Here is a 12,490-nt window from a genome sequence, read left to right on the forward strand (position 1 = left end):
AGCCAGAGGGTGGGATCAGAGAGCGGCCTTGATCAACATGCCCGCCGCCACCAGCACACACAGGCCGGCAAAGCCGACTTGCAGGGTGCGCGTGGGGATCAACGCGCACAGGCGCCGACCGGCGAGCATGCCGACGATGCTGGCGCCAATGAACATCCACCCCACCGGTTCGATGCGCACACCGGCATGGAACGCGCCCGCCACGCCGATCAACGAGATCAGGCTGATCACCATCAACGAGGTGGCGACAATGCCGCGCATCTGCACGTCGGTGAGCTGCTTGAATGCCGGCACGATCAGAAAGCCCCCGCCCACACCGAGCAGGCCCGACACGGCACCGGTCACGGCGCCGAGCGCCGCCAGGGTGGCCGTGCATTTGGCGGTCCAGGCCAGGCGCCCGGTCTGCTGGTTGAGCATGCAGTTCTTCTGCCCCCAGGACGCGGCGCCATGGTCACTGGGCCCGGCCTCGGTCTTTTCGCGCTGCAACATGCGCCAGGCCACCAGCACCATCAGCGCGCTGAACAGGCCCATCAGCAGGTATTCCGGCAATTGGTGAGCGAAAAACACCCCCACCGGCGAAAACAACCCGCCCAACACCGCGATCAGCAACGCCGCGCGATAGCGCACCAGGCCATGGCGCAAGCCGTCGACGGCCCCCACCGCTGCCGCCGCACCCACGGCGAGCAGCGACACCGGTGCGGCCTGGGTCATGCTCAGGCCCAAGCCCAGCACCAGCGCCGGCACGCCGAGGATGCCGCCGCCGGCACCGGTCAGGCCCATGACCAGGCCCATCAAGATACCCAACACACTGGCCAGCAGCATTCAGTCCACCTTGCTCAGGCGGGTCAGCCACTCGCGGCCCTTGAGCATGCCGTTCCAGTAGAACCACGGCAGCAGCGTCGCCTTGAGGAACCACATCGAACGGCGTGCCTGGGTCGGGTCCAGAGGGAAAGTCGGCAGCAGCTTGCCACCATAGCCGAACTCGGCCAGCACCACCTTGCCCTTCTCCACCGTCAGCGGGCAGGAGCCATAACCGTCGTACTTGAGGGGCAGCGGCGCCTGTTTGCGCAGGGCCAGCAGGTTTTCGGCGACCACCACGATCTGCTTGCGCACGGCGGCGGCGGTCTTGGCGTTGGTGGTGCCGCACACATCGCCCAGGCCGAAGATGTGCGGATAACGCAGGTGCTGCAGGCTGTGGGGGTTGACCTCGCACCAGCCGGCCGCGTCGGCCAACGCACTGTGGCGGATGAAGTCCGGGGAAACCTGCGGCGGGACCACGTGCAGCAGGTCGAAGCTTTTCTCTTGAACAGTGACGTTGCCCTCGGCTTCCTTCACCTCGAACCAGGCCCTGCGCGCCGGGCCGTCGACCTTGACCAGGTTGGCATTGAACACCAGGCGGGCGTTGTACTTTTCAACGTACTTCATCAACGGCGGCACAAAGGTCGGCACGCCGAACAGCGCGGCACCCGCCAGGTTGAATTCGACATCGATGTTGTTCAGGACGCCCTGCTTGAGCCAGTGATCGCAGGAGAGGTACAGCGCCTTTTGCGGCGCGCCCGCGCATTTGATCGGCATGGCCGGCTGGGTAAAGATCGCCTTGCCACCCTTGAGCTGCTGCACCAGTTGCCAGGTGTAGGCGGCGTGTTCGTAACTGTAGTTGGAGGTGACGCCGTTGCGCCCGAGGGTGTCCTGCAGGCCCTCGATTTTCTCCCAGGCCAGGCGCAGGCCCGGGCACACCACCAGGTTTTTCCAGCTGACGCGCTGGCCGCTGTCGAGCACCAACGTCTGCTCATCGGCCAGGATTTCGGTGACCGCGGCCTGTATCCAGGTCACGCCGTTGGGCAGCACATCCGCCAATGGGCGACGGGTCTTCTTCACGTCGTAGGCGCCACCCCCCACTAACGTCCAGGCGGGCTGGTAGCTGTGGTGGTCGCTGGGTTCGATGAGGGTGATGTTCAGGTGGGGGTCGCGCTTGAGCAGGCTGGCCAGCAGGCCGATGCCTGCCGAGCCGCCGCCGATGACTACGATGTCGCCACTGATGGTTGGGCCCCAGTGTTGGTCGGTCATGGTCTATCGCCTTTTTTATTCAATGCACACAAGGGTCGCTGCCGGATGGCGTCACGCCCAGCTTTTAATCACCGCGCCGCAGTACAGGCCGGACAGGGTCTTCATCACTTGAATCACTTCATGGCTGGCCAGCCCGTAGAAGATGTATTTGCCTTCCCGACGGGTGGCGACCAACCCTTCGTCGCGCAGGATGCCCAACTGTTGGGACAGTGTGGGCTGGCGCACGCCGGTCATGGTTTCCAGCTCGCCGACGTTGCGCTCGCCCTGGGTCAACTGGCAGAGGATCAACAAACGGTCTTCATTGGCCAGCGCCTTGAGCAAGGAACAGGCCTTGGACGCCGACGCGCGCAGTTGGGCGACTTCGCCTTCACTCAGAGTAGATTCCATTTGCCTCGGGTCCTTTTTGTCACTTAAGCTCAAAACATTATGTGTAAACGTAAACTGTTTGTAACGACTTTTTTCTTCAATTGGGGACAGCCGCCATGCCCGCGTTGATTCACGCTTTTTTGGACGAGGCATCGTCGACCTACACCTACATCATCTATGAAGCCGACGGCGGCCCCTGTGCCATCGTCGACTCGGTGCTCAACTACGACCCGGCTTCCGGGCGTACCGACACGGCCCAGGCCGACAAGGTCATCGCCTTTGTCCGTGAACATCACTTGCAGGTGCAATGGCTGCTGGAAACCCACGCTCACGCCGACCACCTGTCTGCCGCGCCGTATTTGCGGCGCATCCTGGGCGGCAAGATTGCCATCGGCCAGTCCATCAGCACCGTGCAGGGTGTGTTCAAGAACCTGTTCAACCTGGAGCCGGAATTTCGCGTGGATGGCTCGCAGTTCGATCACTTGTTTGCGCCGGATGAGGTGTTTCATATCGGCAACCTGAAGGCCCAGGCGCTGCATGTGCCCGGGCATACGCCGGCCGACATGGCTTACTTGATCGACGACCGGTTGATCCTGGTGGGTGACACGCTGTTCATGCCGGATGTGGGCACGGCGCGCTGTGACTTCCCGGGCGGCGATGCGCGACAGCTGTATGCGTCAATGCGTAAGTTGCTGGCGTTCCCGTTGGAAACCGAACTGTACGTTTGCCATGACTACCCGCCCGAAGGCCGCACGGCGAAATGCCTGACCACTGTTGCGGAACAACGCGCGGGGAATATCCACGTGCATGACGGTGTGAATGAAGCAGCGTTTGTCGAAATGCGCACCCAACGGGACGCCGGGTTGGGCATGCCGACGCTGTTGCTGCCGGCGATCCAGGTGAATGTGCGGGCGGGAAATATGCCGCCGGCGGAAGACAACGGCGTCGTCTACCTCAAAATCCCCCTCAACAGACTCTGACATGCTGAATTTGTAGTGAGCGGGCTTGCCCCGCTCACTACAAAGTAAGGCACGTCACTGACCTAGATTGATGCCATTGGCCGGCAACGGCAGCGCCGTTTTATAGCGCACCTGCTTCAACGCAAAGCTCGACCGAATATTCGCCACCCCCGGCACCTTGGTCAAAAAGTCCATCATGAACCGCTCCAGCGACTGGATCGTCGGCACCAGCACCCGGATCAGGTAGTCCGGGTCGCCCGCCATCAGGTAGCACTCCATCACTTCCGGCCGGTCGGCAATTGCGCCTTCGAATTGCTGCAGCGCCAGCTCGTTCTGTTTCTCCAGGCTGACATGGATGAATACGTTGACGTGCAGCCCGAGCAGGTCGGCGTCGAGCAAGGTGACCTGGTCACGGATCAGCCCCAATTCCTCCATCGCCTTCACCCGGTTGAAACACGGCGTGGGCGACAGGTTCACCGAACGCGCCAGGTCGGCGTTGGTGATGCGGGCGTTCTCCTGCAGGGCGTTGAGAATGCCGATATCGGTACGGTCCAGTTTGCGCATGAGACAAAATCACCTGTTTATTATGTTTATGCAGTTTTTTTATCCGCAAATGATCCTGAGCGCAATGAAACACAGATAAATATTCTTCTACGCCCCGCCTATGATTGTTGTAGGACAAGATTTCCCTTACCCAGGGACTGACTGTCAGCTAGCGCGCCCACTACAAGAAATTCACAAGATAGAGCGTAGAAAGCCATGACCCAGCAGTACGAACCACTGCGCCTGCACGTTCCCGAACCCTCGGGCCGCCCAGGCTGCAAGACCGACTTCACGTACCTGCGCCTGACCGACGCCGGTACCGTGCGCAAACCCGCCATCGACGTAGAACCCGCCGACACCGCCGACCTGGCCAAGGGCCTGATCCGCGTGCTCGACGACCAGGGCCAGGCCCTGGGGCCGTGGGCCGAAGGCGTCTCCGTCGAGATCATGCGCCGCGGCATGCGCGCCATGCTCAAGACGCGCATCTTCGACAACCGCATGGTGGTCGCCCAGCGCCAGAAAAAAATGTCGTTCTACATGCAGAGCCTGGGCGAAGAAGCCATCGGCAGCGCCCAGGCCCTGGCCTTGAACATCGACGACATGTGCTTCCCCACCTACCGCCAGCAAAGCATCCTGATGGCCCGCGACGTGCCGCTGGTGGACCTGATCTGCCAGTTGCTGTCCAACGAGCGCGACCCGCTCAAGGGGCGTCAGTTGCCGATCATGTACTCGGTCAAGGACGCCGGCTTCTTCACTATTTCCGGTAACCTCGCCACCCAATTCGTACAAGGCGTGGGTTGGGGCATGGCCTCGGCGATCAAGGGCGATACCAAGATCGCCTCGGCCTGGATCGGCGACGGCGCCACTGCTGAATCCGACTTCCACACCGCCCTCACCTTCGCCCACGTGTACCGTGCGCCGGTGATCCTCAACGTGGTCAACAACCAGTGGGCCATCTCCACCTTCCAGGCCATTGCCGGTGGTGAAGCCACCACCTTCGCCGGACGCGGCGTCGGTTGCGGCATCGCCTCCCTGCGCGTGGACGGCAACGACTTTATCGCGGTGTACGCAGCCTCCGCCTGGGCCGCCGAGCGTGCGCGTCGCAACCTGGGCCCGACACTGATCGAGTGGGTCACCTACCGCGCCGGCCCGCATTCCACCTCCGATGATCCGTCCAAGTACCGCCCCGCCGACGACTGGAGTCACTTCCCCTTGGGCGACCCGATTGCGCGCCTCAAGCAGCACCTGATCAAGATTGGCCAGTGGTCCGAAGAGGAACACGCGGCGGTCAGTGCCGAACTGGAAGCCGAAGTGATCGCCGCGCAGAAAGAAGCCGAACAGTACGGCACCCTGGCCGGTGGCCAGATTCCAAGCGCCGCGACCATGTTCGAAGACGTCTATAAAGAGATGCCGGAGCACTTGAAGCGCCAGCGTCAAGAGTTGGGGATCTGACATGAACGATCACAACAACAGTATTGAAGTGGAAACCGCCATGACCACCACCACCATGACCATGATCCAGGCCCTGCGCTCGGCCATGGATGTGATGCTCGAACGTGACGACAACGTGGTGGTGTTCGGCCAGGACGTGGGTTACTTCGGCGGCGTGTTCCGTTGCACCGAAGGCTTGCAGAACAAGTACGGCAGCTCGCGGGTATTCGACGCCCCGATCTCCGAAAGCGGCATCGTCGGCGTCGCCGTAGGCATGGGCGCCTATGGCCTGCGCCCGGTGGCCGAAATCCAGTTTGCCGACTACGTCTACCCCGCCACCGACCAGATCATCTCCGAAGCGGCGCGCCTGCGTTATCGCTCGGCCGGCCAGTTCACCGCGCCGCTGACCATGCGCATGCCCTGCGGCGGCGGCATCTACGGCGGCCAGACCCACAGCCAGAGCATTGAGGCGGTGTTTACCCAAGTCTGCGGCCTGCGCACCGTCATGCCGTCGAACCCCTATGACGCCAAGGGCCTGCTGATCGCCTCCATCGAAAACGATGACCCGGTGATCTTCCTGGAGCCCAAGCGCCTGTACAACGGCCCGTTCGACGGCCACCACGACCGGCCGGTAACGCCCTGGTCGAAACACCCGCAAGCCCAAGTCCCGGACGGCTACTACACCGTGCCGCTGGACGTGGCCGCCATCGTGCGCCCAGGCTCAGCCGTGACCGTGCTGACCTACGGCACCACCGTGTATGTGTCGCAAGTGGCGGCCGAAGAAACCGGCATCGACGCCGAGGTCATCGACCTGCGCAGCCTGTGGCCGCTAGACCTGGACACTATCGTCAAGTCGGTGAAAAAGACCGGCCGTTGCGTGGTGGTGCATGAAGCCACGCGCACCTGCGGTTTTGGGGCCGAGCTGGTGTCGCTGGTGCAAGAGCATTGCTTCCACCACCTGGAAGCGCCGATCGAACGCGTCACCGGCTGGGACACCCCCTACCCGCACGCGCAGGAGTGGGCGTATTTCCCAGGGCCGTCCCGAGTGGGCGCGGCGTTGAAACGGGTCATGGAGGTCTGAATGGGCACGCACGTTATCAAGATGCCGGACATTGGCGAAGGCATTGCCGAAGTTGAATTGTCGGTGTGGCATGTAAAGGTCGGCGACATGGTCGTCGAAGACCAGGTACTGGCGGATGTCATGACCGACAAGGCGATGGTGGACATTCCCTCGCCCGTGCACGGCAAGGTGATTTCCCTCGGCGGCGAGCCGGGTGAAGTCATGGCCGTGGGCAGTATTCTGATCAGCATCGAAGTGGAAGGCGCCGGCAACGCCAAGGAAGCCCCCGCCGTGAAGGAAGCGCCGAAGGCCGCACCGGTGGTCGAAGCCAAGCCTGCGCCGGTGGCGGTTGAAAGCACACCGGCGCCGGTTATCGCAGCCCAGGCACCGGTGGCGCGTGCAGCCGACGAGCGCCCCCTGGCCTCCCCGGCCGTGCGCAAACACGCACTGGACGCCGGCATTCAGTTGCGTCTGGTGCAGGGGTCCGGCCCGGCCGGGCGAATCCTGCACGAAGACCTCGACGCCTATCTGCAACAAGGCACGACGAAAGCGTCCACGGCCGCCAACCCTTACGCCGAGCGCAACACCGAAGAACAGATCCCGGTGATCGGCATGCGCCGCAAGATCGCCCAGCGCATGCAGGACGCCACGCGGCGCGCCGCGCATTTCAGCTACGTGGAAGAGATCGACGTCACCGCCCTCGACGAGCTGCGCGTGCACCTCAACGAGAAACACGGCGCCACACGCGGCAAGCTGACCCTGCTGCCGTTCATCGTGCGCGCCATGGTCGTGGCGTTGCGGGACTTCCCGCAGATCAATGCGCGCTATGACGACGAAGCCCAGGTCATCACCCGCCTTGGCGCGGTGCATGTGGGCGTCGCCACCCAGAGCGACGTCGGCTTGATGGTGCCCGTGGTGCGTCACGCCGAAGCCCGTAGCCTGTGGGGCAATGCCGAGGAAATCGCACGCTTGGCCACCGCCGCGCGCAATGGCAAGGCCAGCCGCGACGAACTGTCGGGCTCGACCATCACCCTGACCAGCTTGGGCGCCTTGGGCGGCATCGTCAGCACGCCGGTGCTGAACCTGCCGGAAGTGGCCATCGTCGGCGTCAACCGTATCGTTGAGCGGCCGATGGTGATCAAGGGCCAGATCGTGGTGCGCAAGATGATGAACCTCTCCAGCTCGTTCGATCACCGCGTGGTCGACGGCATGGACGCGGCGCAATTCATCCAGGCCATTCGCGGCCTGCTCGAACAACCCGCCAGCCTGTTCCTGGAGTAAGGCATGACGCAGACTTTGAACACCACGCTGCTGATCATCGGCGGCGGCCCTGGCGGTTATGTGGCGGCGATCCGCGCCGGCCAACTGGGCATCCCGACCATCCTGGTGGAAGGCCAGGCACTGGGCGGCACCTGCCTGAATATCGGCTGCATTCCGTCCAAGGCCCTGATCCATGTGGCCGAGCAGTTCCAGCAAACCGTGCACCACAGCCAAGGCTCCAAACTGGGCATCGAAGTGGATGTGCCGACCCTGGACATCCGCAAGAGCGTGGAATGGAAGGACGGTATCGTCGACCGCCTGACCACCGGCGTTTCGGCATTGCTCAAGAAGCACAAGGTGCAGGTGATCCACGGCTGGGCCAAGGTGGTGGACGGCAAGACCGTCGACGTCGGCGACCAGCGCATCACCTGCGAACACCTGCTGCTGGCCACCGGCTCGAAAAGCGTCAACCTGCCGATGCTGCCGATTGGCGGGCCGATCATCTCGTCCACCGAAGCCCTGGCGCCCACCCGCGTGCCCAAGCGCCTGGTCGTGGTGGGTGGCGGCTATATTGGCCTGGAGCTGGGCATTGCCTACCGCAAACTGGGCGCCGAAGTCAGTGTGGTCGAGGCGCAGGATCGCGTCCTGCCGGCCTACGATGCCGAGCTGACGGCGCCGGTGGCCGAGTCCCTCAAGCAACTGGGGGTGAAGCTGTACCTCAAGCACAGCGTGACGGGCTTTGCCGACGCGCAGTTGCAAGTGCGCGATCCGAATGGCGACACGCTGTCGCTGGAAACCGACCAAGTGCTGGTGGCCGTGGGCCGCAAACCCAATACCCAGGGCTGGAACCTTGAAGCGCTGAACCTTGAGATGAACGGTGCGGCGATCAAGATCGACAGCCGTTGCCAGACCAGCATGCGCAACGTGTATGCCATCGGCGACCTGAGCGGCGAGCCGATGCTGGCGCACCGCGCCATGGCCCAGGGCGAAATGGTCGCCGAGCTGATCAGCGGTCAAGCCCGCGAATTCAACCCGGCCGCGATCCCCGCCGTGTGTTTTACCGACCCGGAAGTGGTGGTGGTCGGCAAGACCCCGGACGAGGCCAAGGCTGCCGGACTGGATTGCATCGTTTCGAGTTTCCCGTTTGCGGCCAATGGCCGGGCGATGACCCTGGAATCGAAAACCGGCTTCGTGCGGGTGGTGGCGCGCCGTGACAACCACCTGATCGTCGGCTGGCAAGCCGTGGGGGTGGGTGTCTCGGAGCTGTCCACCGCGTTTGGCCTGAGCCTGGAAATGGGCTCGCGCCTGGAGGATGTGGCGGGCACCATCCACGCCCACCCGACGCTTGGCGAGGCGGTGCTGGAAGCCGCGCTGCGGGCGTTGGGCCACGCGTTGCACCTGTAAAACCGCGCTCCCACATAAAGCCAGAATGAAGTATTGTTGCGCCCATCCAGAAAAAAACCGACAAGCCTGCCTTCGACCAGGCGGTTGACCAGAGATAGAGGGTGTCATGGGTAACGAAAGCATCAATTGGGACAAGCTGGGTTTTGACTACATCAAGACCGACAAGCGGTTTCTCCAGGTCTGGAAAAACGGCGAATGGCAAGAAGGCACCCTGACCGACGACAATGTGCTGCACATCAGCGAGGGCTCCACCGCCCTGCACTATGGCCAGCAGTGCTTCGAAGGCCTCAAGGCCTACCGTTGCAAGGACGGTTCGATCAACCTGTTCCGCCCGGACCAGAACGCCGCCCGCATGCAGCGCAGCTGCGCCCGCCTGCTGATGCCGCACGTGTCGACCGAAGACTTCATCGACGCCTGCAAAAAAGTGGTCGCGGCCAACGAGCGCTTCATCCCGCCGTACGGCAGTGGCGGCGCGCTGTACCTGCGCCCGTTCGTGATCGGCACCGGTGACAACATCGGCGTGCGCACCGCACCGGAATTCATCTTCTCGGTGTTTGCGATCCCGGTTGGCGCCTACTTCAAAGGCGGCCTGGTGCCGCACAACTTCCAGATCTCCAGCTTCGACCGCGCTGCGCCACAGGGCACCGGTGCCGCCAAGGTCGGTGGCAACTACGCCGCCAGCCTGATGCCGGGCTCAGAAGCGAAGAAATCCGGTTTCGCCGACGCGATCTACCTGGACCCGATGACCCACTCGAAAATCGAAGAAGTCGGTTCGGCCAACTTCTTCGGGATCACCCACGACAATAAGTTCATCACGCCGAAGTCGCCTTCGGTGCTGCCAGGCATCACCCGCCTGTCGCTGATCGAACTGGCCCAGACCCGCCTGGGCCTGGAAGTGGTCGAGGGCGAAGTGTTCATCGACAAACTGGACCAGTTCAAGGAAGCCGGCGCTTGCGGTACGGCTGCGGTGATCTCGCCAATCGGCGGCATCCAGTACAACGGCAAGCTGCACGTGTTCCACAGCGAGACCGAAGTGGGTCCAATCACCCAGAAGCTCTACAAAGAGCTGACCGGCGTGCAGACCGGCGACGTTGAAGCGCCAGCGGGTTGGATCGTCAAGGTCTAAACCCAGCGCTCCACGCCCGGCAACACCACAAAACCTGTGGGAGCTGGCTTGTGTGGGAGCGGGCTTGCTCGCGAAAGCGGTGAGTCAGTCAATAAATCTTGTGACTGACCCACCGCGTTCGCGAGCAAGCCCGCTCCCACATTTGATCCCCAGCGTTCTCACGATTGTGGAGGAATGTCCTGGGCAATCTTCTTGCCCATGCTGATCCTCGGCTCCACCCCATACCCCAGCGCTCCATAGAACCCCACCACCGCCTCATTGCCACTGGTGATCTGCAGGTTGATCTTCATGCAGCCCAGCGCAATCAGTGCCTGCTCCGCATGCCGCACCAGTGAGGCGCCCAGCCCCTGGCGCCGATAATCGGCGTGCACCGCCACCGAATACAACCAGCCACGATGACCGTCGTACCCGGCGAGTATCGTGCCGATCACGGCCTTTTTATCCGTCGCCACAAAGAACAGCCCATCGTTGACCGCCAGCTTCTTGTCGATCGCCAGGCTCGGCAGGTTGTGGGCGGTGTCATAGCCAAACGCCTCCTGCCACAACGCCACCACCTGCGTACGGTGCTGTCGGTCGCGATACGGGCCGATGGGATGGCGGGACGACAGCGCCTTTTCCATCACCAGCGTGCGCTCATTGCCGTGGTACACGTCGCGCACGGTGTGAAACCCCAGCTTGGTGTAGAACGGCTCGGCGGTCAGCGATGACGGCACACTCAGCACCGTCACCCCGGCTTCACGGGCGCGCAGTTCGAGCTCGATCATCAACAGGCGGCCAATGCCCTGCCCCTGCAAATCGGGATTGACGAACACCGAGCGCACCACGTTGCTGTCCAGGGCGGCCGTGGCCACGATCGCCTGGCCCTGCACCGCCACCAGCACCAGCCGCCGCGTGAGCAACGCCAATACCGCGTCAGGCGTGAAGTTGCTCGCGACGCGCGCGATCACCTCGGCCGGGTAATCCCGCGCATTGCTGCTGTGCAGGGCGGCCAGGATGACCTGGCTGATGCCTTCAGCATCGGTGGGTTGGGCGAGACGAACGGCAGTCGACATGCAGGGCTCCTTGCAGAAACAGATATCAAAACCATCCCCATACTAATGTGGGAGCTGGCTTGCCTGCGATAGCGGTTTGTCAGTCGAAGCATCTGTTGCTGATACACCGCTATCGCAGGCAAGCCAGCTCCCACATTTGAAAGCATTTCAGATCGACAGCCGATTCGGCTGCGCCACTGCCCTTTTCAGCTTTACCGGCTGAACCGCCCCACTGTTTCAGCCGGGATTCATCCGGCACAAGCCACAAAATAAGCGCACAGCTCAACCTCATGGATTCGTGCACCCATGCAAACCACCAACACCGTCTTGATGATTCGCCCGGCGCGCTTTGCCTTCAACCCGGACACCGCGATCAACAACCGTTTCCAGCGCCCGCCCCAGGACCCACTCAGTGCACAGCAGAAAGCGCTGGAAGAGTTCGACGGCTATGTCGAAACCCTGCGCAGCCACGGCGTGGAAGTGTTGGTGGTGCAAGACACGCCGGCCCCCCACACCCCCGACTCGATCTTCCCCAACAACTGGTGGAGCAGCCACGCCGACGGCAGCCTGGTGCTGTACCCGATGGAAGGCCAGAACCGACGACTGGAACGCCACAAAGGCGTGCTGCAGGTGCTGGAGCAACGCTTTGCGATCAACAGCACCATTGACCTGAGCCACCTGGAACAACAGAACATCTTTCTCGAAGGCACCGGCAGCATGGTGCTCGACCGCCAACACCGCATCAGTTACGCCTGCCACTCCGGGCGCACCCACCACGACGCCCTGCGCCAGTTCGCCGAACGCCTCGACTACCAGCTCTGCGTGTTCCACGCCGTCGACCGCCATCGCGCACCGATCTATCACAGCAACGTGATGATGAGCGTCGGCCGCGACCTCTCGGTGGTGTGCCTGCAGGCCCTGCCTGACGACAGCGAGCGCCTGACCCTGGAACGCTCCCTGCGCGACACCGGCAAAGACATCCTCGGCCTGGACTTCGACCAGCTCGAAGCCTTCGCCGGCAACATGCTTGAAGTCCACGACCGCGACGGCCAGCCACTGCTGGTGATGTCGGCCAGCGCCTGGGGCGCCCTGCAGCCCGCGCAGCGCCAGCACGTGGAGCGCCACACCCGCCCGGTGGTGGTGAACATCGACAACATCGAACGCATCGGCGGCGGCAGTGCCCGCTGCATGCTGGCGGAAGTGCACCTGCCCGTCCGCGCCACCTTCCAATAAATCAAGGAGT

Annotated in this window: 12 protein-coding genes; 7 read left to right on the plus strand and 5 right to left on the minus strand. The window is 63.0% G+C overall.

The features are described 5' to 3' along the window. Positions 1 to 15: 15 nt before the first annotated feature. From M2394_RS27870 to M2394_RS27880, 3 genes are read right to left on the minus strand one after another with little or no spacing between them, the layout of a single operon-like run. Positions 16 to 822 carry a sulfite exporter TauE/SafE family protein gene (locus M2394_RS27870; protein WP_178920886.1) on the minus strand — a complete coding sequence of 269 codons (807 nt, stop codon included), beginning with the start codon at positions 820 to 822 and terminating at the stop codon, positions 16 to 18. Beyond that, on the minus strand, positions 823 to 2,067 hold the full coding sequence (locus M2394_RS27875; protein ID WP_259175372.1) for an FAD/NAD(P)-binding oxidoreductase: 1,245 nt from the start codon (positions 2,065 to 2,067) through the stop codon (positions 823 to 825). It abuts the gene before it with no gap. A 51-nt stretch (positions 2,068 to 2,118) separates the two neighbouring features. Beyond that, positions 2,119 to 2,454 (minus strand): helix-turn-helix transcriptional regulator, encoded by a 336-nt coding sequence (locus M2394_RS27880; protein ID WP_017136253.1) that lies wholly within the window; start codon positions 2,452 to 2,454, stop codon positions 2,119 to 2,121. A gap of 95 nt (positions 2,455 to 2,549) precedes the next feature. On the opposite strand from M2394_RS27880, the gene M2394_RS27885 reads away from it, so the two are divergent. Continuing rightward, complete coding sequence (locus M2394_RS27885; protein ID WP_259175373.1) at positions 2,550 to 3,413, plus strand: MBL fold metallo-hydrolase; 864 nt, start codon at positions 2,550 to 2,552, stop codon at positions 3,411 to 3,413. Between the two features lie 54 nt (positions 3,414 to 3,467). Here the strand turns inward: M2394_RS27885 and bkdR are convergent, their stop codons facing one another. Then, positions 3,468 to 3,956, minus strand: a complete 489-nt coding sequence (bkdR, locus tag M2394_RS27890; RefSeq protein ID WP_178920892.1) for a Bkd operon transcriptional regulator BkdR — start codon at positions 3,954 to 3,956, stop codon at positions 3,468 to 3,470. A gap of 195 nt (positions 3,957 to 4,151) precedes the next feature. Between bkdR and M2394_RS27895 the strand changes: the two genes are divergently transcribed. From M2394_RS27895 to M2394_RS27915, 5 genes are all read left to right on the plus strand, one after another. Beyond that, positions 4,152 to 5,387, plus strand: a complete 1,236-nt coding sequence (locus tag M2394_RS27895) for a 3-methyl-2-oxobutanoate dehydrogenase (2-methylpropanoyl-transferring) subunit alpha (protein WP_259175374.1) — start codon at positions 4,152 to 4,154, stop codon at positions 5,385 to 5,387. A gap of 1 nt (position 5,388) precedes the next feature. Continuing rightward, the gene (locus tag M2394_RS27900; RefSeq protein WP_176998931.1) at positions 5,389 to 6,447 is read left to right on the plus strand and encodes an alpha-ketoacid dehydrogenase subunit beta; all 1,059 of its coding nucleotides are present in this window, start codon (positions 5,389 to 5,391) and stop codon (positions 6,445 to 6,447) included. Further along, positions 6,448 to 7,707: a dihydrolipoamide acetyltransferase family protein gene (locus M2394_RS27905; RefSeq protein ID WP_178920896.1), complete on the plus strand. Its 1,260-nt coding sequence runs from the start codon at positions 6,448 to 6,450 to the stop codon at positions 7,705 to 7,707. It begins immediately after the preceding gene. A 3-nt stretch (positions 7,708 to 7,710) separates the two neighbouring features. After that, entirely contained in the window at positions 7,711 to 9,090 is a 1,380-nt protein-coding gene (lpdA, locus tag M2394_RS27910) for a dihydrolipoyl dehydrogenase (RefSeq protein ID WP_259175376.1), read from the plus strand. A 106-nt stretch (positions 9,091 to 9,196) separates the two neighbouring features. Then, complete coding sequence (locus tag M2394_RS27915) at positions 9,197 to 10,216, plus strand: branched-chain amino acid aminotransferase (protein ID WP_178924152.1); 1,020 nt, start codon at positions 9,197 to 9,199, stop codon at positions 10,214 to 10,216. A gap of 158 nt (positions 10,217 to 10,374) precedes the next feature. Here M2394_RS27915 and M2394_RS27920 read toward each other — a convergent pair whose 3' ends face one another. Beyond that, the gene (locus tag M2394_RS27920; RefSeq protein ID WP_259175378.1) at positions 10,375 to 11,268 is read right to left on the minus strand and encodes a GNAT family acetyltransferase; all 894 of its coding nucleotides are present in this window, start codon (positions 11,266 to 11,268) and stop codon (positions 10,375 to 10,377) included. A gap of 285 nt (positions 11,269 to 11,553) precedes the next feature. Here M2394_RS27920 and ctlX point away from each other — a divergent pair, with 285 nt between their 5' ends. Beyond that, positions 11,554 to 12,480, plus strand: a complete 927-nt coding sequence (gene ctlX / locus M2394_RS27925; RefSeq protein WP_259175380.1) for a citrulline utilization hydrolase CtlX — start codon at positions 11,554 to 11,556, stop codon at positions 12,478 to 12,480. Positions 12,481 to 12,490 lie beyond the last annotated feature (10 nt).

Source organism: Pseudomonas sp. BIGb0164 (assembly GCF_024810135.1).
Lineage (GTDB): Bacteria > Pseudomonadota > Gammaproteobacteria > Pseudomonadales > Pseudomonadaceae > Aquipseudomonas.

Excerpts from the sequence above, each read along its gene's own strand:
- M2394_RS27870 (WP_178920886.1), bottom strand. The coding sequence starts at position 822 with ATGCTGCTGGCCAGTGTGTTGGGTATCTTGATGGGCCTGGTCATGGGC.
- M2394_RS27875 (WP_259175372.1), bottom strand. The coding sequence starts at position 2,067 with ATGACCGACCAACACTGGGGCCCAACCATCAGTGGCGACATCGTAGTC.
- M2394_RS27880 (WP_017136253.1), bottom strand. The coding sequence starts at position 2,454 with ATGGAATCTACTCTGAGTGAAGGCGAAGTCGCCCAACTGCGCGCGTCG.
- M2394_RS27885 (WP_259175373.1), top strand. The coding sequence starts at position 2,550 with ATGCCCGCGTTGATTCACGCTTTTTTGGACGAGGCATCGTCGACCTAC.
- bkdR (WP_178920892.1), bottom strand. The coding sequence starts at position 3,956 with ATGCGCAAACTGGACCGTACCGATATCGGCATTCTCAACGCCCTGCAG.
- M2394_RS27895 (WP_259175374.1), top strand. The coding sequence starts at position 4,152 with ATGACCCAGCAGTACGAACCACTGCGCCTGCACGTTCCCGAACCCTCG.
- M2394_RS27900 (WP_176998931.1), top strand. The coding sequence starts at position 5,389 with ATGAACGATCACAACAACAGTATTGAAGTGGAAACCGCCATGACCACC.
- M2394_RS27905 (WP_178920896.1), top strand. The coding sequence starts at position 6,448 with ATGGGCACGCACGTTATCAAGATGCCGGACATTGGCGAAGGCATTGCC.
- lpdA (WP_259175376.1), top strand. The coding sequence starts at position 7,711 with ATGACGCAGACTTTGAACACCACGCTGCTGATCATCGGCGGCGGCCCT.
- M2394_RS27915 (WP_178924152.1), top strand. The coding sequence starts at position 9,197 with ATGGGTAACGAAAGCATCAATTGGGACAAGCTGGGTTTTGACTACATC.
- M2394_RS27920 (WP_259175378.1), bottom strand. The coding sequence starts at position 11,268 with ATGTCGACTGCCGTTCGTCTCGCCCAACCCACCGATGCTGAAGGCATC.
- ctlX (WP_259175380.1), top strand. The coding sequence starts at position 11,554 with ATGCAAACCACCAACACCGTCTTGATGATTCGCCCGGCGCGCTTTGCC.